General features: G+C 66.6%; 19 protein-coding genes. 7 read left to right on the top strand and 12 right to left on the bottom strand.

The window, feature by feature from the left end:
• Positions 1 to 24 precede the first annotated feature (24 nt).
• The gene (locus tag LDL28_RS13085; protein ID WP_233058954.1) at positions 25 to 2,961 is read left to right on the top strand and encodes an ATP-dependent DNA helicase; all 2,937 of its coding nucleotides are present in this window, start codon (positions 25 to 27) and stop codon (positions 2,959 to 2,961) included.
• A 37-nt stretch (positions 2,962 to 2,998) separates the two neighbouring features.
• Here LDL28_RS13085 and LDL28_RS13080 read toward each other — a convergent pair whose 3' ends face one another.
• The 3 genes from LDL28_RS13080 to groES form a co-directional block, all read right to left on the bottom strand.
• A complete protein-coding gene (locus LDL28_RS13080; protein ID WP_010507660.1) occupies positions 2,999 to 3,202 on the bottom strand; it encodes a cold-shock protein in 204 nt (67 codons plus the stop codon).
• A 276-nt stretch (positions 3,203 to 3,478) separates the two neighbouring features.
• Positions 3,479 to 5,128: a chaperonin GroEL gene (groL, locus tag LDL28_RS13075; protein ID WP_233058953.1), complete on the bottom strand. Its 1,650-nt coding sequence runs from the start codon at positions 5,126 to 5,128 to the stop codon at positions 3,479 to 3,481.
• Between the two features lie 62 nt (positions 5,129 to 5,190).
• Entirely contained in the window at positions 5,191 to 5,481 is a 291-nt protein-coding gene (groES, locus tag LDL28_RS13070; RefSeq protein ID WP_025812293.1) for a co-chaperone GroES, read from the bottom strand.
• 438 nt (positions 5,482 to 5,919) lie between these two features.
• Between groES and LDL28_RS13065 the strand changes: the two genes are divergently transcribed.
• Positions 5,920 to 6,582: a dienelactone hydrolase family protein gene (locus LDL28_RS13065; RefSeq protein WP_233058952.1), complete on the top strand. Its 663-nt coding sequence runs from the start codon at positions 5,920 to 5,922 to the stop codon at positions 6,580 to 6,582.
• A 50-nt stretch (positions 6,583 to 6,632) separates the two neighbouring features.
• Here LDL28_RS13065 and LDL28_RS13060 read toward each other — a convergent pair whose 3' ends face one another.
• Together LDL28_RS13060 and LDL28_RS13055 are read right to left on the bottom strand one after the other, a co-directional pair.
• Positions 6,633 to 7,535 carry an S-methyl-5'-thioadenosine phosphorylase gene (locus LDL28_RS13060; RefSeq protein WP_233058951.1) on the bottom strand — a complete coding sequence of 301 codons (903 nt, stop codon included), beginning with the start codon at positions 7,533 to 7,535 and terminating at the stop codon, positions 6,633 to 6,635.
• Positions 7,525 to 8,382, bottom strand: coding sequence for a cytochrome c1 (locus LDL28_RS13055; RefSeq protein ID WP_233058950.1), 858 nt, complete (start codon positions 8,380 to 8,382; stop codon positions 7,525 to 7,527). The genes LDL28_RS13060 and LDL28_RS13055 overlap by 11 nt, the downstream gene beginning before the upstream one ends.
• A gap of 175 nt (positions 8,383 to 8,557) precedes the next feature.
• On the opposite strand from LDL28_RS13055, the gene hemF reads away from it, so the two are divergent.
• Both hemF and LDL28_RS13045 read left to right on the top strand, forming a co-directional pair.
• The gene (gene hemF / locus LDL28_RS13050; RefSeq protein ID WP_233058949.1) at positions 8,558 to 9,466 is read left to right on the top strand and encodes an oxygen-dependent coproporphyrinogen oxidase; all 909 of its coding nucleotides are present in this window, start codon (positions 8,558 to 8,560) and stop codon (positions 9,464 to 9,466) included.
• A gap of 115 nt (positions 9,467 to 9,581) precedes the next feature.
• The gene (locus LDL28_RS13045) at positions 9,582 to 10,670 is read left to right on the top strand and encodes a hypothetical protein (RefSeq protein ID WP_233058948.1); all 1,089 of its coding nucleotides are present in this window, start codon (positions 9,582 to 9,584) and stop codon (positions 10,668 to 10,670) included.
• On the opposite strand, the gene LDL28_RS13040 is transcribed toward LDL28_RS13045, so the two are convergent.
• The 5 genes from LDL28_RS13040 to LDL28_RS13020 form a co-directional block, all read right to left on the bottom strand.
• A complete protein-coding gene (locus LDL28_RS13040) occupies positions 10,667 to 11,278 on the bottom strand; it encodes a Smr/MutS family protein (protein WP_233058947.1) in 612 nt (203 codons plus the stop codon). The genes LDL28_RS13045 and LDL28_RS13040 overlap by 4 nt on opposite strands.
• Before the next feature lie 144 nt (positions 11,279 to 11,422).
• Positions 11,423 to 12,835, bottom strand: coding sequence for a cytochrome-c peroxidase (locus tag LDL28_RS13035; RefSeq protein WP_233058946.1), 1,413 nt, complete (start codon positions 12,833 to 12,835; stop codon positions 11,423 to 11,425).
• Between the two features lie 82 nt (positions 12,836 to 12,917).
• A complete protein-coding gene (locus LDL28_RS13030) occupies positions 12,918 to 13,808 on the bottom strand; it encodes a site-specific DNA-methyltransferase (RefSeq protein WP_233058945.1) in 891 nt (296 codons plus the stop codon).
• Between the two features lie 13 nt (positions 13,809 to 13,821).
• A complete protein-coding gene (locus LDL28_RS13025; protein ID WP_233058944.1) occupies positions 13,822 to 15,042 on the bottom strand; it encodes a murein transglycosylase A in 1,221 nt (406 codons plus the stop codon).
• 42 nt (positions 15,043 to 15,084) lie between these two features.
• The gene (locus LDL28_RS13020) at positions 15,085 to 15,765 is read right to left on the bottom strand and encodes a Tim44/TimA family putative adaptor protein (protein WP_233058943.1); all 681 of its coding nucleotides are present in this window, start codon (positions 15,763 to 15,765) and stop codon (positions 15,085 to 15,087) included.
• Between the two features lie 204 nt (positions 15,766 to 15,969).
• Here LDL28_RS13020 and secB point away from each other — a divergent pair, with 204 nt between their 5' ends.
• Complete coding sequence (gene secB, locus LDL28_RS13015; protein WP_233058942.1) at positions 15,970 to 16,491, top strand: protein-export chaperone SecB; 522 nt, start codon at positions 15,970 to 15,972, stop codon at positions 16,489 to 16,491.
• A 55-nt stretch (positions 16,492 to 16,546) separates the two neighbouring features.
• Here the strand turns inward: secB and LDL28_RS13010 are convergent, their stop codons facing one another.
• Entirely contained in the window at positions 16,547 to 17,266 is a 720-nt protein-coding gene (locus tag LDL28_RS13010; RefSeq protein ID WP_233058941.1) for a uroporphyrinogen-III synthase, read from the bottom strand.
• Between the two features lie 37 nt (positions 17,267 to 17,303).
• On the bottom strand, positions 17,304 to 18,380 hold the full coding sequence (gene hemC, locus LDL28_RS13005) for a hydroxymethylbilane synthase (RefSeq protein ID WP_233058940.1): 1,077 nt from the start codon (positions 18,378 to 18,380) through the stop codon (positions 17,304 to 17,306).
• 71 nt (positions 18,381 to 18,451) lie between these two features.
• Between hemC and tsaD the strand changes: the two genes are divergently transcribed.
• Positions 18,452 to 19,546: a tRNA (adenosine(37)-N6)-threonylcarbamoyltransferase complex transferase subunit TsaD gene (tsaD, locus tag LDL28_RS13000; RefSeq protein WP_233058939.1), complete on the top strand. Its 1,095-nt coding sequence runs from the start codon at positions 18,452 to 18,454 to the stop codon at positions 19,544 to 19,546.
• A 152-nt stretch (positions 19,547 to 19,698) separates the two neighbouring features.
• Positions 19,699 to 20,670 (top strand): NAD(P)H-dependent glycerol-3-phosphate dehydrogenase, encoded by a 972-nt coding sequence (locus LDL28_RS12995; RefSeq protein ID WP_233058938.1) that lies wholly within the window; start codon positions 19,699 to 19,701, stop codon positions 20,668 to 20,670.
• Positions 20,671 to 20,683 lie beyond the last annotated feature (13 nt).

Raw genomic sequence — 20,683 nt, 5'->3', positions numbered from 1 at the left:
ACTTACCCTATATCATGTACCGACATGCCAGACACCCCGCCCCTGCCGGACAGCGCACCGGCGATCATTCCCCGCCACGGCGCCTGGTCGGTCCTGACCCCGGAAGGGGAGATCGTGTCCATGACAGCGGCGGACATACGGCGCGAACTGCCGCAATGGCCCGCGCTCATGGTCATTCACGCGCCCGCCACCGCACGCAGGCTTGACCTGCCGCCCCCGCCACGCCCCTGCCCATGGCTGGACCTGCTGGAACTGTTCGCCTTCGCCCTGCCCGCGCAGGGCACGCCGCCCACGGCGCGCGGGCTGGGCATGACGCTGGGCATTGCCGAACACAGGCTGGACCGGCCGGAGGCCGACCTGCTGCCCGATCTGGCGTTCGAGATGCTGCGCCGCATCTCGCGCGGCCGCAACACGCCCGAAGGCGGCATAAAGGCCGCGCTGGCATGGCGCATGCGGCAGGCGGGATGGGCATGGGGGCCTTCGGTCTGCGCGGCGCTGGGACTGGACGGCGCCGACAGGCTGCCCGCGGGCATGGTGCAGCCCAACGAGGCCCTGAAGGTCTGGGCCCGCCTGCCCAGATGGGAAGACACCGCCCCCCGGCCCGCGCCCGCCGCGCAGCCGGTAACGGGAGAGGAAGCCCGCGCCCACCTGCGCACCATCCTGGGTGACGGGGCCGAACACCGCCCCGCGCAGGAGGCCTTCAGCCACGTCGCGGCCCAGGCCTTCGCCCCCCGCACAACCCAGGGCGACCCGCATATGGTGCTGGCGGAGGCCGGTACCGGCACGGGCAAGACCCTTGGCTATATCGCGCCCGCCAGCATCTGGTCGCACCGCAACGGGGGGGCGGTCTGGATCAGTACCTATACCCGCCACCTGCAACGCCAGATTGAATCCGAACTCGCCCGGCTGTTTCCCGATCCCGCCCAGCGCCGCAGCCATGTGGTGGTGCGCAAGGGGCGGGAGAATTACCTGTGCCTGCTCAACATGGAGGAGAGCGTGAACATCGCCCTCTCACGCGGGCAGGCGGCGGATGGCAGCCTGATCGGGCTGGCGCTCATAGCCCTGTGGGCGGCCCATACGCATGATGGCGACCTGTCGGGCGGTGACCTGCCGGGCTGGTTTGGCGACCTGTTCGGCCGTGGGCTGCTGACCGGAATCGCCGACCGGCGCGGCGAATGCATTCATGGCGCGTGCCCGCATTACCAGCAGTGCCTGGTGGAACATTCCATCCGCCGCGCCAGGACAGCGGATCTGGTCATTGCCAATCATGCGCTGGTCATGTCGCAGGCGGCATGGCACGCGCTGGATGGCTCGGACACCAGCAACGAGGATCATACGCCCACCCGCTACATCATGGATGAAGGCCATCATATCGCGCAGTCGGCCGACAGCGCCTTCGCGCTGGAACTGTCGGGGCTGGAGGCGGCGGAACTGCGCCGCTGGCTGCTTGGCGCGGAAGGCGCGCGTTCACGCGCACGCGGGCTGCGCAGGCGGCTTGAAGATCTTCTGGTCCATATTCCGCGCATCGAAATCCCGCTCGACACCGCGCTCATGGCCGCCCGCGCCCTGCCGGCACCCGGCTGGTCGGCCCGCCTCGCCGCGCATGACCCTGTCCATGGCCAGCAGGCCGGTACGCCTGTGGTGGCGGATGAGCCGGTGCTGTCCAATCCCACCGAACTGCTGCTGCACGAACTGCGCCAGCAGGTGCTGGCCCGCACGCAGGGCAGCCCCGAAGGCGGGCAACGCCGGGGCGGCGACAGTGAATGCGACCTTCACCCCATGCCTGAATCGCTGCACCTGGCGGCGCAGGGGCTGGAACGGGCGCTGCGCCGCCTGGCCGAACCATTGCGTACGCTGGTGGCGCGACTGGATGAGGCGCTGGATACCGAGGCCGAATGGCTGGACACCCCCATGCGCGAACGGATTGCCGCCGCCATCCGCTCCATCCGCCGCCGCGCGCTGGCACGGGTGGATGGCTGGTGCCCCATGCTGGGCGGCATGCGGGCGGATGACACGCCGCCCGATGGGGCGACCCCGCAATATATCGATTATATCCGCATGGACCGGCGCGAGGGCCAGAACCCCGGGGAGCGCGATGTCGGGCTGTACCGCCACTGGCTTGACCCCACCATTCCGTTCGCCAGCGTGCTGGCCGCCCCCGCGCACGGCGTGCTGATTACATCGGCCACCCTGCGTGATGAAACGGGAGAGGATAATACCCATGACAGCGCCGAGCGCGCATGGGACGCGGCGGAGGCCCGGTCAGGCGCGATCCACCTGCCCTCACCCGCCATCCGTGCGTCCTTTCCCAGCCCGTTCGACTACGCCGCGCAGAGCCGGGCGTACATCATCAATGATGTGGCGCATGATGACCCGGCGGCGCTGGCCGGGGCCTACCGCACGCTGTTCATGGCGTCGGGCGGCGGGGCGCTGGGGCTGTTCACGGCCATATCGCGGCTGAGGGAAGTGTACAGGCGCATCGTCACCCCACTGGAAGCCGCGGACCTGCCGCTGTTCGCCCAGCATGTGGACCCGATGGATAACGCGACGCTGGTGGACATCCTGCGCAGCGAGCGCAATGCCTGCCTGCTGGGAACCGACGCCATGCGTGATGGGGTGGATGTGCCCGGTGACGCGCTGCGGCTTGTCGCATTCGAGCGCGTGCCATGGCCACGTCCCGACATCCTGCACCGGGAGCGGCGGATTCACCTGTCCGGTGGCGCACCGGGGCGTTATGACGACATGATCGCCCGCCTGCGCCTGCGCCAGGCGTTCGGTCGCCTGATCCGCAGCCGACAGGACAGGGGCGTGTTCGTCCTGCTGGACCGGCGCACCCCGTCACGCCTGCTGTCGGCTTTTCCCGAGGGGGTAATGGTCCGCCGCCTTAGCCTGAGCGCGGCGGCGCGGGAGATCACGGGCTTCCTGCATGCGCAGGACACCCCCGCCAGCCAGCTTTCCTGACTGCTCCCCGACCTTACCCCCTGAAGCGGGAGAGACGTCAGAGCGCCTTGAGGTTGGTCGCGGCGGCCTTGCCACGCTCCATGGCGATGTCATAGCTGACCGCCTGGTCCTCGTTCAGGCCACGCAGGCCCGCCGCCTGCACGGCGGTAATGTGCACAAACACGTCCTTGCCGCCATCATCAGGCATGATGAAGCCAAAACCCTTGGTTGCATTGAACCATTTTACTTTTCCGGTAGCCATAGCCAGTCTCTTCTCCAGCGCCATCCTTCCCGGTCCTAATACCGGGAATCCGGGCGCGTGCCTTTACGGCGATGAAAAAAACGGGGCATCCGGAAAACACCCTGCCGCTTTCACGTCGTTCGTGCACCATAGGGGCAGCATGAAATGGGCGTCCGTGTCAAATAATCCCGACATCCGCGTTCTCACATCTGCACCATCGGACATGAAACGGGCATAAAAAAAGGGGGAAGGACCCGTGGCCCTTCCCCCCTTTTTCGTGGCGTATGCCCGGCTGGATCAGAAATCCATGCCGCCCATGCCGCCCATACCACCCATGCCACCTTCGGGCATCGGCGGGGCCTTCTTTTCCGGACGCTCCGCCACCATCGCTTCGGTGGTGATCAGCAGGCCGGCAACCGACGCCGCATCCTGCAGCGCGGTGCGGACAACCTTCATCGGGTCGATGATCCCGGCTTCGACCAGATCCTTGTAATCCCCGATCTGGGCGTCGAAACCGAAGGTGTAGGTGCTGTTTTCCAGAACCTTGCCCGCGATGACCGCACCATCTTCACCCGCGTTGTGGGCGATCTGGCGCAGCGGCGCCTGCAGGGCCTTGCGGATGATCTCGGCGCCGACGCGCTGGTCATCGTTATGGAAGTGCAGGCCGCCAAGCTGGGTCGAAGCGCGTGCCAGCGCCGTGCCACCACCGGGAACGATGCCTTCCTCAACCGCCGCGCGCGTGGCGTGCAGGGCGTCGTCAACGCGGTCCTTGCGTTCCTTCACCTCGATCTCGGTGGACCCACCGACGCGGATCACGGCAACACCACCCGCCAGCTTGGCCAGGCGTTCCTGCATCTTCTCGCGATCGTAATCGGAGGTGGTTTCCTCGATCTGCGCACGGATCTGGCTGCAACGGGCCTTGATGCCCGCGCTGTCGCCAGCGCCTTCGACGATCGTGGTGTTTTCCTTGTTGATGTGCACCTTCTTGGCGGTGCCCAGCATGTCGAGCGTGACGCTCTCGAGCTTGATGCCCAGATCTTCGCTGATAACCTGGCCACCGGACAGGATCGCGATATCTTCCAGCATCGCCTTGCGACGGTCACCGAAGCCCGGCGCCTTGACGGCGGCGATCTTCAGGCCACCACGCAGCTTGTTGACCACCAGCGTCGCCAGCGCTTCGCCATCGACGTCTTCGGCGATGATCAGCAGCGGACGGCCGGACTGCACGACCGCCTCAAGCAGCGGCAGGATCGGCTGCAGCGAGGACAGCTTCTTTTCGTGGATCAGGATGTAGGGGCTGTCCAGATCGACGGTCATCTTTTCCGCATTCGTCACGAAATACGGGGAGATGTAGCCACGGTCGAACTGCATGCCCTCGACCACGTCCAGCTCGGTGTGCAGGCCCTTGGCCTCTTCCACCGTGATGACGCCCTCGGAGCCGACCTTCTGCATGGCCTGCGAGATCATCTCGCCGATTTCCTTTTCGCCATTGGCGGAAATCGTGCCGACCTGCGCCGTTTCGGCCGGGGTCGTGATCTTCTTCGCGTTCTTCTTCAGCTCTTCGATGACAACGCCAACCGCCTTGTCGATGCCGCGCTTGAGGTCCATCGGGTTCATGCCGGCGGCAACGGCCTTGGCGCCTTCGCGCACGATGGCCTGGGCCAGCACGGTGGCGGTGGTGGTGCCGTCGCCCGCGACGTCGTTGGTCTTGGAGGCGACTTCACGGACCATCTGCGCGCCCATGTTCTCGAACTTGTCAGCCAGTTCGATTTCCTTGGCGACGGAGACACCGTCCTTCGTGATGCGCGGCGCGCCGAAGCTCTTGTCGAGCACGACATTGCGGCCCTTGGGCCCCAGGGTCACCTTGACCGCGTCCGCAAGGATATCAACGCCACGCAGCATGCGCTGGCGGGCTTCACCGCCGAACTTTACGTCCTTGGCTGCCATTTTTCTTTTCTCCGGTAGGGAAGGTTTTCTTAAATGTCACTCGGTCGGGAAAGCGGGGTGGGTCAGGCGACCACGCCCATGATGTCGCTTTCCTTCATGATCAGCAGTTCTTCACCGTTGATCGTCACTTCCGTGCCCGACCACTTGCCGAACAGGACGCGGTCACCCGCCTTGACGTCCAGGGCCACAAGCTGGCCCTGCTCGTTACGGGCACCCGGTCCGACCGAGATCACCTCGCCTTCCATCGGCTTTTCCTTGGCGGTCTCAGGGATGATGATACCACCTGCAGTCTTTTCCTCGCTCTTGAGGCGACGGACGACCACGCGGTCATGCAGGGGACGAAATTTCGTCATGGATGGATCGCTCCACATCTATAAAAAAAGGTAACGCCCTTGATTAAGCAACGCCACCGGTTTGGCGCGCGCGCCAGGCCGCATCGCGTTAGCACTCCCCTCGTGAGAGTGCTAATGACCAGATAGGAAGCACCTTCCCAGGTGTCAAGAACACCGGATAAGGGAAAAGCGTCCAAATCCCGCCATCCCGGTGGTGGAGGCGTCCTTTTCTTACTTTTCCATTATATATCAATTATTTATAAAATAATGCCGCCTCGGATGATGAAAGTAGTGCCCAGCCTCGCCCCCAGTGCATGGCCATACGCCCCGCCGAGTCCGCGCCGGGTGGGCGCAGGCGGCGGGAACCTTCAAAATTCGCCGCCACGCGGTTTCATGTTGACGTAAAACCATCCGGCATCATTCTTGGCCGACAACAAGAGAAAGAATGGAGGGAATGCCATGGGCGCAGTCATAACCGTTACCGCGGCTGACGGGCATACGTTTTCCGCTTACCGCGCCGGCCGGCCGGACGCCGCGCGTTCCGTCGTGGTGGTGCAGGAAATCTTCGGAATCACGCCCTATATCCGCGCGGTCTGCGATTCCCTTGCCGCACAGGGCTATCAGGTCATCGCCCCCGCCCTGTTCGACCGCGTGCGGCGCGACACCGTCCTGCCGTATGACAGCGCGGGCGTGCACGAAGGCCTGAAGCTGCGCGCCGAAGGTGGCGAGGACAACGCACTGAAGGATCTCGTCGCCGCCGCCGGGTGCCTGACGACCGAGAAAACGGGCATCATCGGCTTCTGCTGGGGGGGCAAGCTGGCATGGGAAGCCGCATGCCGGACGGACACCTTCGCGGCGGCGGTGGCCTGGTATGGCGGCGGCATTGCCGAGACCCGCAGCCAGACACCCAACTGCCCGGTGCAGCTACATTTCGGCGCGGATGACGCCCATATCCCGCTTGATGATGTCGAGGCCATCCGCGCCGCGCATGCGGATATCGAAATCTTCACCTATGAAGGCGCGGATCATGGCTTTGGCTGTACCGACCGCCCGTCCTACAACGCGGCGGCGGCGACGCTGGCCATGCAGCGCAGCCTGAGCTTTTTCGAACACTGGCTGTGAGCCCTCCCGCCGCCATCATGTCATACGATGGCGGCGTGAAGAGCTATGGATCAGCCGCGCAGCACCCGTCCCGCAACGGCGTCAAGCCGGGCCAGCACCGCCGGGTCGCGTTTCGCGGGCGCGGTGATCAGCGCATGTTCCAGCGCCCGGTCGCACCCGGCGTGACAGGGCCCACGCGGCGCGCCGAGACGGGGAATGACCGAACGGACCAGCGCACGCGCACGGCTGGCGTTTTCCTGCATCACCTTGACCACGGCATCCACCGTCACGCTGTCATGGCTGTCGTGCCAGCAGTCGTAATCCGTGACCATGGCGACGGTGGCGTAACAGATCTCGGCCTCCCGGGCGAGCTTGGCTTCGGGCATGTTGGTCATGCCCACCACCGAGCAGCCCCATGAGCGGTAGAGATTGCTCTCCGCCCGTGTGGAGAACTGCGGCCCCTCCATGACCAGGTACGTGCCGCCCCGGGTCACGTCCAGCCCCAGTTCCCGGCACTGGCTTTCCAGCACATCGCCAATGCGCGGGCACAGCGGGTCGGCCATGCCGACATGGGCGACGCAGCCCGTATCGAAAAAGCTCTTCTCACGCGCGAAAGAGCGGTCGATGAACTGGTCGATCACCACGAAATGGCCCGGCGGCAGTTCTTCCTTGAGTGAACCGACCGCCGAGAGCGACACGATATCCGTCACGCCGGACCGCTTGAGCGCGTCGATATTGGCGCGGTAATTCAGGCGCGAGGGCGGCAGCGGGTGCCCGCGCCCATGTCGGGGCAGGAACACGCAGCGCACGCCATCCAGGCGGCCGAACAGGAGCTGGTCGGACGGGCTGCCCCACGGGGTTTCGACCGTACGCCACTCCTTGTCCTCAAGGCCTTCGATATCATACAGGCCGGAACCGCCGATCAGGCCGATAACCGGCTCGATCCGCTCATCAGGGGCAGGGTTAGGGGACATTGGACCACGTTCTCCGTTTCAGTAAAATGCAAAGGACAAGCAGGAACACCACGAACACGGCCGCCCCCACGCCCACCCGGTGCCGTTCGGTCAGGTGGGGGGAGGCGACCCATGCCAGGAAGGTGGTGACATCACGCGCCTGCTGCGCAACGGTGGCGGGCGTGCCATCGGGGTAGGAAACGCCGCCATCATGCAGCGGCGGCGGCATAGCGGTGCGCCCGTTCGCGGCATAGGGGTTGTAGGACAGGCCCGGCGGCACGGCCATGCCGGCGGGCGGCATCTCGCCATAGCCGGTCAGGAAGGCGTAAATCCGGTCCACGCCGCCGGGATGCACCACCGCCAGCCGCGACTGGTCGGGCGGCGCCACCCCGTGATTGGCCGCCGCCGCCATGCGCGCGTCGGGATAGGGGGAAAGCAGGTGGTCATCGCGATTGGCCGGGCGCGAGAGCGGATGCCCGCTGGCGTCCGTTCCGGCGGGAACATGGTGGCTGGCCGCAAGGGCGTTGACATCGCCCTCCTTCAGCCCCAGCCCCGCCAGATCACCGTACGTGACCGATTTCATCCCATGGCAGGCGGAACAGACCTGGGCATAGACGGTGTAGCCCCGCTGGACCGCGGCCAGGTCGAAATGACCCAGCGGCCCCTGAAAGCTCCAGACCTGCCGGGGCGGTTCCCGGTAATCCCGCGCCCACGCGCCGCCACTGGTCAGAAGGCCCAGCGCCACGACACAGGACGCCACCACGCCATGGCGTGACCCGGCGCCTGAGCCGGGGCGCGACGATACAGGACGCGACGGTACGGGGCGCATCCGGGGCGCGTTGTCACGCTCATGACCTCGCCTATGCATGTCTACCTTGTCCCCGCCACAATTCGGACCCTCTTTTCGCGTTACTATCGGACGCTGGCAACCCCTGCGTGGCAGTACGGGCCGATCCGCCCCCTACCCGCCTTGCAATGGGCGGAACAAACGGGCACCCGTAATATTTATTGCGAATGACCTGAACGGGCAGAATGACAAGACCATGACAATTACCCGCACCGCCGTCGCCCATGACGCCATGAAGGACACGGCCCGAACCTGGTTTGAAACCCTGCGCGACCGCATATGCGCGGCCTTTGAACGGATCGAGGATGAAGCCGCCGCCGCCCATGCCCCGGCCCTGCCGGGCAAGGACGTGCCGGGCCGCTTCGAACGCACGCCATGGAACCGCACGAACGAGGACGGCAGCCCCGGCGGCGGGGGCGTGATCAGCCTCATGCGCGGGCGGGTGTTTGAAAAGGTGGGGGTCAACGTTTCCACCGTAAGCGGTGAATTCAGCCCCGGCTTTCGCGATTCGATTCCCGGCGCGTCCGAGGATCCCCGCTTTTTCGCAACCGGCATCAGCCTTGTGGCCCATATGTGCAGCCCTCTGGTGCCCGCCGCGCACTTCAATACGCGCATGATCATCACCACGAAGGGCTGGTTTGGCGGCGGCGGCGACATCACCCCCATGTTCCCCGAAAGCGCCGAGGCGATCAGCGACGGCGAACGCTTCCATGCCGGGTTCAGGCAGGCATGCGAAAAGCATGACCCCGGCTATTACCCCCGCTTCCGCGACTGGTGCGACAAGTATTTCTACCTGCCCCACCGCAATGAACCGCGCGGGCTGGGGGGCATTTTCTATGACCGGCTCGATACCGGCGACATCGACGCGGATTTCGCGTTCACCCGTGATGTGGGCCTGGCCTTTCTCGAGACCTATCCCGACATCGTGCGGGGCCGGATGATGGAAGCATGGACACCCGAACAGCGCACCGCGCAGCTCATACGGCGCGGACGCTATGTGGAGTTCAACCTGCTGCACGACCGGGGCACCATTTTCGGCCTGAAAACGGGCGGAAATACCGAGGCCATCCTCATGAGCCTTCCCCCGGAAGTCCAGTGGCCATAGAATAGCGCATGCCCGCCCAATGCACCCAGTCCCGGCCCGCCCCGTCCACCCGCACCCATGCGGGGTGGCGTCGCGGTCCGCGCGGCCCCGGTGGCAGGGTCCGGCGGGTCAGGCGATGATCTCGCGCCGCGGCCTGCTGGCCCTGCTTGCCGCCGGCACCGCCCTGCCCCCGCGTGGGGCGGCGGCCTCCGAACTCCCGCGTGAGCGCCTGCCCATGCCGCCGGGGGCCACCGGCGCGCCGGGGCTGCTGGTTGCGGGCAACCAGAGCGCCATGGCCGTGCGCTGGGGGCCGGTCCTGCCCGGTGCGCTGGCGCAGGGTCTGGGCCTGTCCACGCCGCTGCCGGTGCGCAACACGGTGGGGCAGGATGGGGTGACGGGCGCCAATCTGTTCGATTCCCAGTTCCCGACCGATGGCATGATGGCGCTGGCGGCCCCGGGTTCGGCGCTGGTGTCATCCCTGTGCGGTGATCCGCGCATCCATTTCGACTACAGCCGCTGGCTGCCCCTGCTGCTGTGCATGACGGTGCCGGTGGTGATCGGGCGCGCGCAACTGCACCGCAGCCTTGGCAATTTCATGCGCGACCGGCCGGTGCGCATTGCCGTCTCCACCCTGACCGGCCTTGAACTGCCCACCGTACTGGCCATGACCCTGTTCGGCCTGCGCCCCATTCCCGTAACCGGACTGGCCACACCCGAAGCCGCGGCGGCGGCCCTGCGCGACAATCAGGTCGATGTAATCCAGATCACCGATCCGCTGGGCACGCCGGACACCACGGCTCTGATCAATACACTGGCGCAGGCGGGCTTTCCCGCCCTGTTCAGCCTGACCACGGGGGCCGAACCCCTCAGGCTGCGCGATCAGGAGGTCATGAGCATGGAGGCCCGCCTGGCCCAGGACGCCCGTTCCGCCCTGACCTCCCTGCTTTACGCGGCATGGAAACCACTGGCGGGGGCCGCGGCGGTCGATCTCGCGCTGGTGCTGCCCATGTTGACCCAGCCCGCAACGCTGGCCCGGTGGCAGGCGGCAACGACGCAGGCCCTGCAGGACAGCGCCGTGCAGTCCCTGACCCATGACGCCGGGCGCACCGTGCTGACGGGTGCTGGGGCCACGACCGCCCTGCACCGGATTTCCGGCGATACACTGAGCATCATGACCCTGCGCCGCTGGCTGGCCAGCAAATTGCCCACATGGCGGCTGGACTAACGGTTTCCCGCCCGCCCCGACCGACGCAGCAGCACGCGCACCGCGCCCTGATTGGCCGCATGGGGGTGCACCACGGCCAGGATAAGCCGCCCCAGATCACCCCGGCCCAGCCAGAACGGCAGTTCACGCCGCAGGATGCCGCCATGATGGCCGCTGCCCAGCCCGGTAATGATCTCGACGCACCGTACATTGTCGGCATGGGCCTGCACCAGAAATCCATGCAGGCGGTGAAAGGCCGTCTGGGCAACCTGCCCGTGCAGGTCGAGCCTGCGCGCGGGGCGCAGCTTGCCGCTGACCAGCCCGCGCCAGCTCGTATCATCCAGACCGGGCCTGCGCACGCCGATCTCGAATGCCCCGTCCCGGCTTTTGTGCACCATCAGCCGGTGGGCGGCGGTTCCATGCACCGCATGCACCTGCCCCGCCATCAACCGCTGTTCGATTTCCGCACGGCTCATGGCGGCCCTGCCTTCCCCCGCTGGCGCGGCGGCGGGCGCGCTGGCTGGCACGTCCGGCATCGCGGCCGGGCGCGCGGTCCGTAATGGTGCGATACCCTGAGCGAAGGCCGCCCACAGGGCCTGTTCCTCCTCGTTCAGTCTGCGCTGCCTCACGGTCGTTCCTTTCTCTGGGCCGCTATCCGCCAGCATGGATCCACACCCCGCGCGGCGGATCCATGTTTTCAGGCCCCTGCCACAACGCAACGGACCCCGCCGCGCAGGCGGCGGGGTCCGGGCCTCCCCTCCGGAAAAAAGGGGTTACGGCGCGGTATTGCGCAGGATTTCACCCTGATAACGCCCGGTCAGCGTATTAAGGAACGCCACGATGTCCGCCACGTCCTGATCGGAAATATTATGGTCCGGGGTCTGGTAGCGCGCCATGTCACGCACCGCCTGATCCAGTGTCTTGACGCTGCCATCATGGAAATAGGGGGCCGTCAGCGCGATATTGCGCAGGTTGGGCACCTTGAAACGCTCCATGTCCGCCGGGTTGTGGGTTACTTCGAAGCGTCCCTTGTCCGCATCGGTCAGCGCACCGCCACGGGCGGCGAAGTAATTTCCTTCCAGCCCCATCGGCTCGAACGCCTGCCCGCCCATGGACGGGCCCGTGTGGCAACCCGCGCAGCCAATATCCTTGAACAGGGTGTAGCCGTGCTTTTCCTGGGTGTTCAGGGCCGCGTCATCGCCCTTCAGGTACTGGTCAAAGCGGCTGTCGGGGGTGATCAGCGTCTTTTCATATTCGGCGATCGCCTCCGTAATGGTGGCCTCGTTGATCGCGTCACTGCCGAACGCCGCCTGGAAATCCGTGATATAGGTCGGGTCCGCCTGAATATGCGCGGCAACCACCGACCATTCATGCGATCCCATTTCCACCGGGTTCATGACCGGACCCGCCGCCTGTTCGGCCAGCGTGGCGGCGCGACCGTTCCAGAACTGGCTTTTGTTGAAGGCCGCGTTGAAGACCGTGGGCACGTTGATCGGGCCTTTCTGCCCGTTGATGCCGGTTGCCGTGACCAGACCGTCAACCCCGCCATGCTGGAGGCTATGGCAGCTCGCGCAGCTTAAAACACCATTGCCGGACAACTGGCGGTCAAAGAACAGGCGCTGGCCCAGCGCCACCTTGCGGCTGTCCACCGGCAGGGATTCGGGCACCGGCTGCACCGGCTCCGCCGCGAAACGGTCGGCCACGCCCTGTGTGGCGTAATGCTGGCGGCGTACCTGCGCGATCCATGCCAGCATGCTGTCACGCTGCGCGGCGGACAGATGGGCATGCCAGTGCATGAGCAGGTACATGGTGGGCGGCATGCGGTTCTGGCGGATGACTTCCTCGATCCGGGCCAGCGGTTCCTCATCCGGCACCTGGCCGGTCTGGAGCGCGTTGATCACCGGCTCCACGCGGAAATGGCGCAGCCCCTGCTCGCGGTCGCCGCTCATGAGGCTGTGGGCCACGGGAACGTTGAAATAGAATGGCAGGTCAACCTTGGCCGCGTGGCAGTAATCGCACCGGGCCTCGCGTATGACATCCAGCGCGGCGGAAGACGACGCATCCACCGAGGCCGCCGCCGGGGCCGGCGCCGTTACATGGTCGAAATGTTCAAGATAGGCGACCGTCCCGCCATAAACCACGCCGCCGATGGCAACCGCCGCCAGAACCGCCTTTCTTACCGACATGCAAAACCCTTTCCCTTGCCTGATGAGGGGTTCTGGCCGATTCAGGAATTATTTGTCAAAATAATCATTTCGATAGAAACGATCAAATCTTTCGATCACCCGCCCCTGTCGCGCCATCCACCTCTGTCAGCATAGCTTCGCGTACCCGCTGCCGCGCGACATTGACATAGATGGTATCAAGATCGATTCCGATTCCCCGCCCCCCTTCGCGCACCGCCGCCACCAGCGTTGTGCCCGTGCCCATGAAGGGGTCGAGCACCACCGGCGCGCTTTTGCCATGCAGGCGGATGCACATCTGCGGCAGCATGACGGGAAAGGTGCCGGGATGGTGGAATTTCTGCGCCCTGCCCTGCACGGTCTCGTAGGGGATGAACCATGTATCGCCCCGGCAGCGGCGATCCTGCCGGTGGCCGCGACGGGCGATGTTGGACTTGTCCATGTAGGGCACGCCGATATCGAGTCGCCTGAGCGCGACATCCCCCGTCAGGGTCAGGTGAAACAGGTGCTCGTGGTTGCGGTTGACATAGCGCGGGCTGTTGACCGGCTTGAAGTGCCCATGCGTGTCCGACCCGACCGAGATCGACTTGACCCATGAAATATGGTTCTGCAACACGAACAGCTCACGCAGCCGCACCATGAGTTCAAACGGAATCCACGGCTGCGCGGAGGAACCGGCCACGTTGAGGAAAAACGAGCCATCGGGCCGCATTACGCGCCGGACCTCCCGCGCGACCTCGACCATCCAGTCCAGATAGCCGTTCTCATCCAGCCGGTCGCGATAGGTGCGGTATTTGAGCCCGATGTTATAGGGCGGCGAGGTCACGACCACATCCACGCTGCCCGCCGCCATGCGGCGCAGCGCACGGATGCAGTCGCCGCGCACCAGCAGGTGCGGCCCTTCAGTGTAACGGACGCTCCGTGGCGCGCGGGAAGGAGGCGCGGCATCCTGCCCCGCGCGGGGTCGCCCTGTCATGGTGGTATGCTCTTCACTGCGCGTCGGCGCGGGTCTCGTGTTTATCGTCGTCGTGTCCGGCTGATGCGTTCCGGGGTACCAGCACGATCATCTGCCCGCCCGAACGCAGGTTGCCCGCTGTCTGGGCGGCTTCCGGCCCCCAGCCCATATACAGGTCGGCCCTGTCGGGTCCCTTGATGTCGGTGCCCAGATCCTGTGCGAAGACAAGCCGGTTCCAGCGCGTTGCATGCCCGGCGACGGGCACCTGCGCCTCCACCCATACCGGGGTGCCCAGCGCGATGAAATGCCGGTCCACCGCCATGGAACGGCCCGGTGTAAGCGGCACGCCCAGCGCGCCCGGCGCACCGGCCTGCGTATCACCTTGCCCCAGTTCCCGGAAGAAAACGTAATTCGGGTTCTGTTCCATCATGGCCATCGCACCGGAGGGATTAGCCTCCAGCCAGCTACGGATGGACGCCATGCTGACATCCTCGGCCCGCAGCAGCCCCTGCGCGACCATAACCCGGCCCAGCGGCACGTAAGGCTGGCCATTCAGCCCATCGAATCCCAGACGGATCACCCTCTCATCAGGCAGGCGCACGCGACCGGCCCCCTGAATCTGGAGGAAGAACAGATCCACCGGATCCGCCAGCCACAGCAGTTCGAGCTTTTTATGCTCCAGAACGCCCTGATCGATCTGCGCGCGGGTCCAGTACGGCACGACCTGCCCACCCTGCAGGCGGCCTGTCACGGTATTGCCCTGCCCGTCATGCTCGCGCACCAGATCGGGCGGGCGGCGATAGACGGGGGTCTGGTAAATTCCGCCCCGATGCAGCGAACCCCGGATTTCCGGCTCGTAATACCCTGTGAACAGCATGCCGTCGGCCCGCGTGCCCGGCGGCACGCGGTAAGGCACGAACCATGTCTGGAAAAAGGCGCGCGCCGCCGCGCGGTCGCCCGTGGGCACCGCGCGCGCGGCGGTGCAGGCCGCGACCCAGTCCCCCACCTGCCGGTCGGGATAGGCCGCACCTTCCCCCCCCAGCGTACTGTCGGCGGGCAGGCTCTGGATCTTGTGGCAATCCTCCAGGAAGACCGGCAGGGCCTCCTCAAGCGGATCATCCTGCCAGCCGGGCAGGTCACTGAATGCGACCGGACCGGAAGAAGGGGCATGCCCCCCCAGATCGAGGGACTCCATATCACACCCGTACAGGGCGAGGACAGCGCACAGCGGCGCTGCGTACCTGAATGCTTTCATGGACACGATCAGATCACGGCTTTATCGGCAAATTATGGCTTCCTACGCGCTGCGGCTCGCCCCAAGCCGCCAGCACGCGCCCGCCGCCCCCAGGATGCATTCGAACGTCCACAGATCGGAAAACTCGGTCACGGCGTCAATACCCGCCACCGGCTGGCCATTGCTGTCCACCGTCAGGCTGACCTGATCCGATACGATCCGGACCTCGATACGGGCAAGGGGATTGGGGCCTTCCGTCTCATCCAGTTCCGCGCCGATAAGGGCGATATCGGTAATGTCGCGAATTTCGCTGCGCAGAACCTCGCCCGCCTGCTGGCGGGACTGGATCGCGGCCTCGAACGCGCCATAGGTCGCGGCCGTCAGCCGTTCACGCAGTACGGTCAGATCCCCGCTGGCATAGGCCCCCACGATCAGGCGGAACGCGCTTTCCACGCTGTGGGCGAACCCATCGGCCGTAAAGCCGGGCTGAAGCGTGGCGATACGGGCCAGCACGCCGCCCACGCGCGTGTCGGAGCCGGGAATCTCGTATGTTATGGCCGGGGGCGGGGGTTCGGGGGCCTGTTCCACCACGGGCTGGCTGACCGGGGGCGGGGCCATGGGGCGGACACTCGGCTCCGCGCCGACCCTCCGGCCCAGGATGCCACGCAGGCGCAGGACGAGGAAGACAGCCACCAGCCCCAGAATAACCAGATCCAGAGGAAAATGACCAAAAGAGAAATTCATGCCGCGCGTCCAGAACCGCAGGCGGGCGAGCCTGCCAGAAATTAGCCTGCACCCAACATAGGCAACGCCCGGAGCCAGCACAATGCGCAACCCCCGTTAAAATTCCGGCGGCTGGTATGGCATCGCCTGCTGGCCCATGCTACGGCCAGAGAACACGATATCCGTTTTCCTGTTCCATGTTACCTGCGGAGACCATAGACAAGCATGTCCGATACGACCCAGCCCCCCGCCACAGAAGATGGCCAGGGCGCGCCTCCGGCCCTGCCGCTCGCGATCAACCTGCAATACATCAAGGATCTCTCGTTCGAGGTGCCCGCTGGCGCGGAAATCTTCGCGACGCTGCGCTCCAGCCCGCAGATCTCGGTCAATATCGACGTGCAGGCCAATCGCCTTGAGCAGGAACAGCCGGTGTTCGAGGTACTCCTGACCGTCAAGGCTGAAGCCAGTGAACCCCCGCAGCAGGAAGGTGGCCCCGCCGGGCGCCCGGTCTTCATCGCCGAGCTGACCTATGCCGCGATCGCGACGCTGAACAACCCGCCCGCCGAACTGATCGAGCCGATCCTGCTGGTGGAAGTGCCGCGCCTCATCTTCCCGTACGTGCGCAACATCCTGAGCGAAGTCACGCGCGATGGCGGCTTTCCGCCCGTCGTGCTCCAGCCGATCGATTTCGTGTCGCTGTGGCAGGCCAAGCGCAACTCGTTCGACCAGACGCCGGGCCACGCCTGAACAGGCGGCGTCCCGAACGGACGACCGGGCCGGGGGCGTAAGCTCCCGGCCTTTTTTATTGGGAATGGTCCGGCCCAAAGCAGCAGGCCTGTTCCACGCAGGCCAGCATCGCCGCCTGGTCCGGACGGGACGCGACATGGATGGCGGCCCAGCATGGCCCCTCCGCCAGCGCCGCCGCGACCGCGCGTGACATGACGATGGCCCGCACACTGTCCAGCCGGGACGCAAGGGGCGCATCGAGCGCGGCGAGAAAAGCCTCCGCCGTCCGGGCGGAATAGAGCATCACGGCCGCGACCCGCCCCGCATGCAGGGCCGTGCGCGCGGGCTGGGGCAGGCGCGTAATGGGCCGGGCGGCATAGACACACCGCCGCAGCACCCGCAATCCGCCCGCGCGCAGGCTGTCCGCCATCTCGCACCCATATCCGCGCCCCACGGCCAGCAGCACCCGGCTCCGGGCGGGCACGCTGGCGCGGATCAGGCCCAGCAGGTCATCCGCCGTGCCCGTGGCGGCCACGACATGGCGGAACCCCACGGCGCGTGCGCGCACGCCAGTGGCGTGGCCGACCACGTAACAGGGAAGATGATGCCATTGGGGCCGGTCGATGGCCGCAATGGCCTGCGCGCTGGTCAGGACCAGCGCATCGGGCCGGAACGCGCCGGTGGACAGGGCGAAGTGTTCGATACGCAGCATGGGGGCCGCGAAAGGCTGCAGCCCCATGGCCTGCACCGCCGCCATGGTGGGGGCGAGCCCCGGCGGCGGACGGGTAATGATCACCCCATTACGGACGGGGACGTGAGGTGGCGCGGCCCGCCTATTCGGCAAAGATGTCGGCCGGGCTGTCCGCCCGCAGGCTGCGCCCAAGATCGTGCCCCAGACGCGCCGCGTCGGATGGCGCGCCGCTTATGGAACGCTTGAGCAGGAACGACCCGTCCTCCCGCGCGACAAGTCCGGTCAGGTGCAGTTCCGGCGCGCCCCCGGCCACGACCGGAATGAGACGGGCATACCCGCCGATGGGCGTGCGGCACGAGCCATCCAGTTCCGCCAGCAGCGCGCGTTCGGCGGTGGCGACGGCACGGGCTTCGTAATCCTCGATCGCGGACAGGAGCTCGCGCAGTTCCACATCGCTCTCACGCACCGTAACGCCCACGATGCCCTGCCCCGCGGCCGGCACCATGATGGTGGGATCGAGAATCACATCCGCCCGGTCTTCCATGCCCAGGCGGCGCAGCCCGGCATAGGCCAGGAGCGTCGCATCGCACTGCCGCGCCGCCAGCTTGTCCAGCCGGGTCTGCACATTGCCGCGCAGCAGGCCGAACTGCAGGTCAGGGCGCACATGCAGCATCTGCGCCTGACGGCGAACGGAGGCGCACCCCACCAGCGCGCCCTCCGGCAGGCCCGAATAGGGATCGGCCGGGTCCGGCTCGTCGCAATCCGGCCCGAGGATCAGCACATCGCGCGCATCCTCGCGCTTGAGCGTGCAGGCCAGCACCAGCCCAGGGGGCAGCGTGGTTTCCAGATCCTTGAGGCTATGGACGGCGAAGTCGATCCGGCCATCCAGCAGGGCGTCGTGAATTTCCTTGGCGAACAGGCCCTTGCCGCCAATCTCCGCCAGCTTGCGATTGAGCACCTGATCGCCCGTGGTGCTGATCTGGTGTTCCTGGAACGCGCCCATGTCGCGCAGGACCGGGCAGAAACGGGTCAGTACCGTCAGGAAGGCCCGCGTCTGCACCAGCGCGAGCGGAGACGCGCGCGTTCCGACCCTGAGCGGCAGCTTCCGCCTGTGGGATTCGGCTTGCGTGGCTTCCTTTCGCTGGCGGGCAGCGGCCTCGGCCGCGACCTTTTGTAGCGCGGACGACGGAAACAGGGCGGATGGCTTTGCGGACTCCATTGCGCGTGTCTATTACCACACCACGATAAAGGAAAGATGACATTCGGCACAATCGGATTGTAAATTGCGCCATGCCCGACACCAGACAGCTTCCCCCCGAAATGCCAACTCCCGTTATGGCCATTGAATCTTCGTGCGATGACACCGCCTGCGCCATCGTTACGGGCGATGGCCGGATCCTGGCAGATGCGACATTATCGCAATCCGGCCATGTGCCTTTTGGCGGTGTCGTGCCCGAAATCGCGGCCCGCGCCCACCTGTCCGCCCTGCCCGCGCTGGTGCGCGACACGCTGAAGGCCGCTGGCCTGCGCCCGCATGAACTCGGGGCCATTGCAGCAAGTTGCGGGCCAGGTCTGATCGGCGGGCTGATCGTGGGTGCTGACATGGGCAAGGGCATGGCCCTTGCACTGGACAAGCCCTTCATTGCCGTAAATCATATCGAGGCCCATGCCCTGACCGCCCGCCTGCCCGGCATCGCGGCCAATGGCGCGCCGTTTCCCTACCTGCTGCTGCTGGTGTCGGGGGGGCACTGCCAGTGCATCGCGGTGGAAGGGGTGGGCCGGTACCGCAGGCTGGGCGGCACGATTGACGACGCGGCGGGCGAAGCCTTTGACAAGGTGGCCAAGATGCTGGGCCTTGGCTGGCCGGGCGGCCCGGCGGTGGAACGGCTGGCGCGTGAAGGCGACCCCTGCGCCATTGCCCTGCCCCGGCCGCTCATGGGGCGGCCGGGCTGCGATTTTTCCTTCTCCGGTCTCAAGACCGCCGTGGCGCAGAAGCTTCCGGCGCAGGTCCGCACCGCCCTTTCCCGCCAGCAGGCGGCCGACCTTGCCGCGAGCTTCCAGCAGGCGGTGAGTGACATCGTCATCGACCGTCTCGGCCACGCGCTGGACATGATGCCCCGGCCCACCACGCTGGTCGTGGCTGGTGGCGTGGCGGCCAACGGGGTGCTGCGGGCGCGGTTGCAGGAATTCGCCAGCTTGCATGACCTTCCCTTCGCCGCCCCCCCGCTGCGGCTGTGCACCGACAACGCCGTGATGGTGGCGTGGGCCGCGATCGAGACCATGCGCGCGCGCCTTGCCCATGGCCTGCCCGTTCCCGATGACATCGCCCTGCGCCCGCGCCCGCGCTGGCCGCTGTCCGAAATGGCGGAACGCATGACGGCGTGAACGCCCCTCCGCGCGGGAGCCCGATCCACGCGGATGCGACATCACCGCAACGCCATCGGCCCGCCCCTTGCATGGCAACCCCAACAGGCGCATTGCGATTAACGCCACAACAGAATGCCGGATACGGCACACCACCATAAGGGAACGAAGGGATGACCCATATCGCGCGGATTGCCGTGATCGGCGCAGGCGCATGGGGCACGGCGCTGGCCATGCAGGCCGCGCGCGCCGGGGCGGAGGTCACCCTGTGGGCGCGTAATCCCGCCGCCATGTCCGCCGGGCGGGTCATGCCGCGCCTGCCGGGGTTCGCCCTGCCCGACGCCATTACCGTAACCGATGTCCTGCCGCGCCAGTCCGACCTGATCCTGCTGGCCTGCCCCATGCAGCACCTGCGCGCCACGGCGCGCCAGGTCGCGCCCTGCGCGCCGATGATCGCGTGCTGCAAGGGCATCGAGCAGGCAAGCGGCCTCATGCCGCTTCAGGTCATGGCCGAACTGTTCCCCCATAGTGTGCTGGGCGTCCTGTCCGGCCCCAATTTCGCCCATGAGATCGCCGCCGGCCTGCCCGCCGCCGCCGTGCTGGCCAGTGCGGAGCGCGCGCAGGCCCGCAGGCTGGCCGACCTGCTGACCACGCCCTCCTTCCGCCTTTACGCCAGCGACGACCCGACCGGCGTGCAGCTTGGCGGGGCCGCCAAGAACGTGATCGCCATCGCGGCGGGGGCCACCATGGGCGCGCGGCTGGGTGAAAACGCCCGCGCCGCGCTGATCACCCGCAGCATCGCGGAACTGGCCCGCCTGTCCCACGCGCTGGGCGGCAGGCCCGAAACCCTGTCCGGCCTTGCGGGGATCGGGGATCTGCTCCTGACCTGCACGGGCCTTGCCTCGCGCAATTACCGGCTGGGGCTGGCGATCGGGCGGGGCACGTCCGCGCCGGAAGCCGTCGCGACGCTTGAGGGTGTGGCGGAAGGCATGGCGACGGCTCCCGCCCTTCAGCATCTGGCGCAGCGCCATGAGGTCAGCACGCCGGTCATCGCCACCGTGACCAGCCTGCTGGCGGGCACGATCGACATGGCCGAGGCCGGCAGGCGGCTGCTGGCGCGCCCCGTGGGGCATGAATTCGCATGACCCGCGCCCGGCC

Source organism: Komagataeibacter sp. FNDCR2 (genome assembly GCF_021295395.1).
Taxonomy (GTDB): domain Bacteria; phylum Pseudomonadota; class Alphaproteobacteria; order Acetobacterales; family Acetobacteraceae; genus Komagataeibacter.
The sequence above is the reverse complement of the archived record's forward strand: the minus strand, read 5'-3'. Positions and strand labels throughout refer to the sequence as shown.

What these genes read in the sequence shown, in the direction of transcription:
- LDL28_RS13085 (WP_233058954.1), top strand. Translation starts at nt 25, where the DNA reads ATGCCAGACACCCCGCCCCTGCCGGACAGCGCACCGGCGATCATTCCC.
- LDL28_RS13080 (WP_010507660.1), bottom strand. Translation starts at nt 3,202, where the DNA reads ATGGCTACCGGAAAAGTAAAATGGTTCAATGCAACCAAGGGTTTTGGC.
- groL (WP_233058953.1), bottom strand. Translation starts at nt 5,128, where the DNA reads ATGGCAGCCAAGGACGTAAAGTTCGGCGGTGAAGCCCGCCAGCGCATG.
- groES (WP_025812293.1), bottom strand. Translation starts at nt 5,481, where the DNA reads ATGACGAAATTTCGTCCCCTGCATGACCGCGTGGTCGTCCGTCGCCTC.
- LDL28_RS13065 (WP_233058952.1), top strand. Translation starts at nt 5,920, where the DNA reads ATGGGCGCAGTCATAACCGTTACCGCGGCTGACGGGCATACGTTTTCC.
- LDL28_RS13060 (WP_233058951.1), bottom strand. Translation starts at nt 7,535, where the DNA reads ATGTCCCCTAACCCTGCCCCTGATGAGCGGATCGAGCCGGTTATCGGC.
- LDL28_RS13055 (WP_233058950.1), bottom strand. Translation starts at nt 8,382, where the DNA reads ATGCATAGGCGAGGTCATGAGCGTGACAACGCGCCCCGGATGCGCCCC.
- hemF (WP_233058949.1), top strand. Translation starts at nt 8,558, where the DNA reads ATGACAATTACCCGCACCGCCGTCGCCCATGACGCCATGAAGGACACG.
- LDL28_RS13045 (WP_233058948.1), top strand. Translation starts at nt 9,582, where the DNA reads ATGATCTCGCGCCGCGGCCTGCTGGCCCTGCTTGCCGCCGGCACCGCC.
- LDL28_RS13035 (WP_233058946.1), bottom strand. Translation starts at nt 12,835, where the DNA reads ATGTCGGTAAGAAAGGCGGTTCTGGCGGCGGTTGCCATCGGCGGCGTG.
- LDL28_RS13030 (WP_233058945.1), bottom strand. Translation starts at nt 13,808, where the DNA reads ATGACAGGGCGACCCCGCGCGGGGCAGGATGCCGCGCCTCCTTCCCGC.
- LDL28_RS13025 (WP_233058944.1), bottom strand. Translation starts at nt 15,042, where the DNA reads ATGAAAGCATTCAGGTACGCAGCGCCGCTGTGCGCTGTCCTCGCCCTG.
- LDL28_RS13020 (WP_233058943.1), bottom strand. Translation starts at nt 15,765, where the DNA reads ATGAATTTCTCTTTTGGTCATTTTCCTCTGGATCTGGTTATTCTGGGG.
- secB (WP_233058942.1), top strand. Translation starts at nt 15,970, where the DNA reads ATGTCCGATACGACCCAGCCCCCCGCCACAGAAGATGGCCAGGGCGCG.
- hemC (WP_233058940.1), bottom strand. Translation starts at nt 18,380, where the DNA reads ATGGAGTCCGCAAAGCCATCCGCCCTGTTTCCGTCGTCCGCGCTACAA.
- tsaD (WP_233058939.1), top strand. Translation starts at nt 18,452, where the DNA reads ATGCCCGACACCAGACAGCTTCCCCCCGAAATGCCAACTCCCGTTATG.
- LDL28_RS12995 (WP_233058938.1), top strand. Translation starts at nt 19,699, where the DNA reads ATGACCCATATCGCGCGGATTGCCGTGATCGGCGCAGGCGCATGGGGC.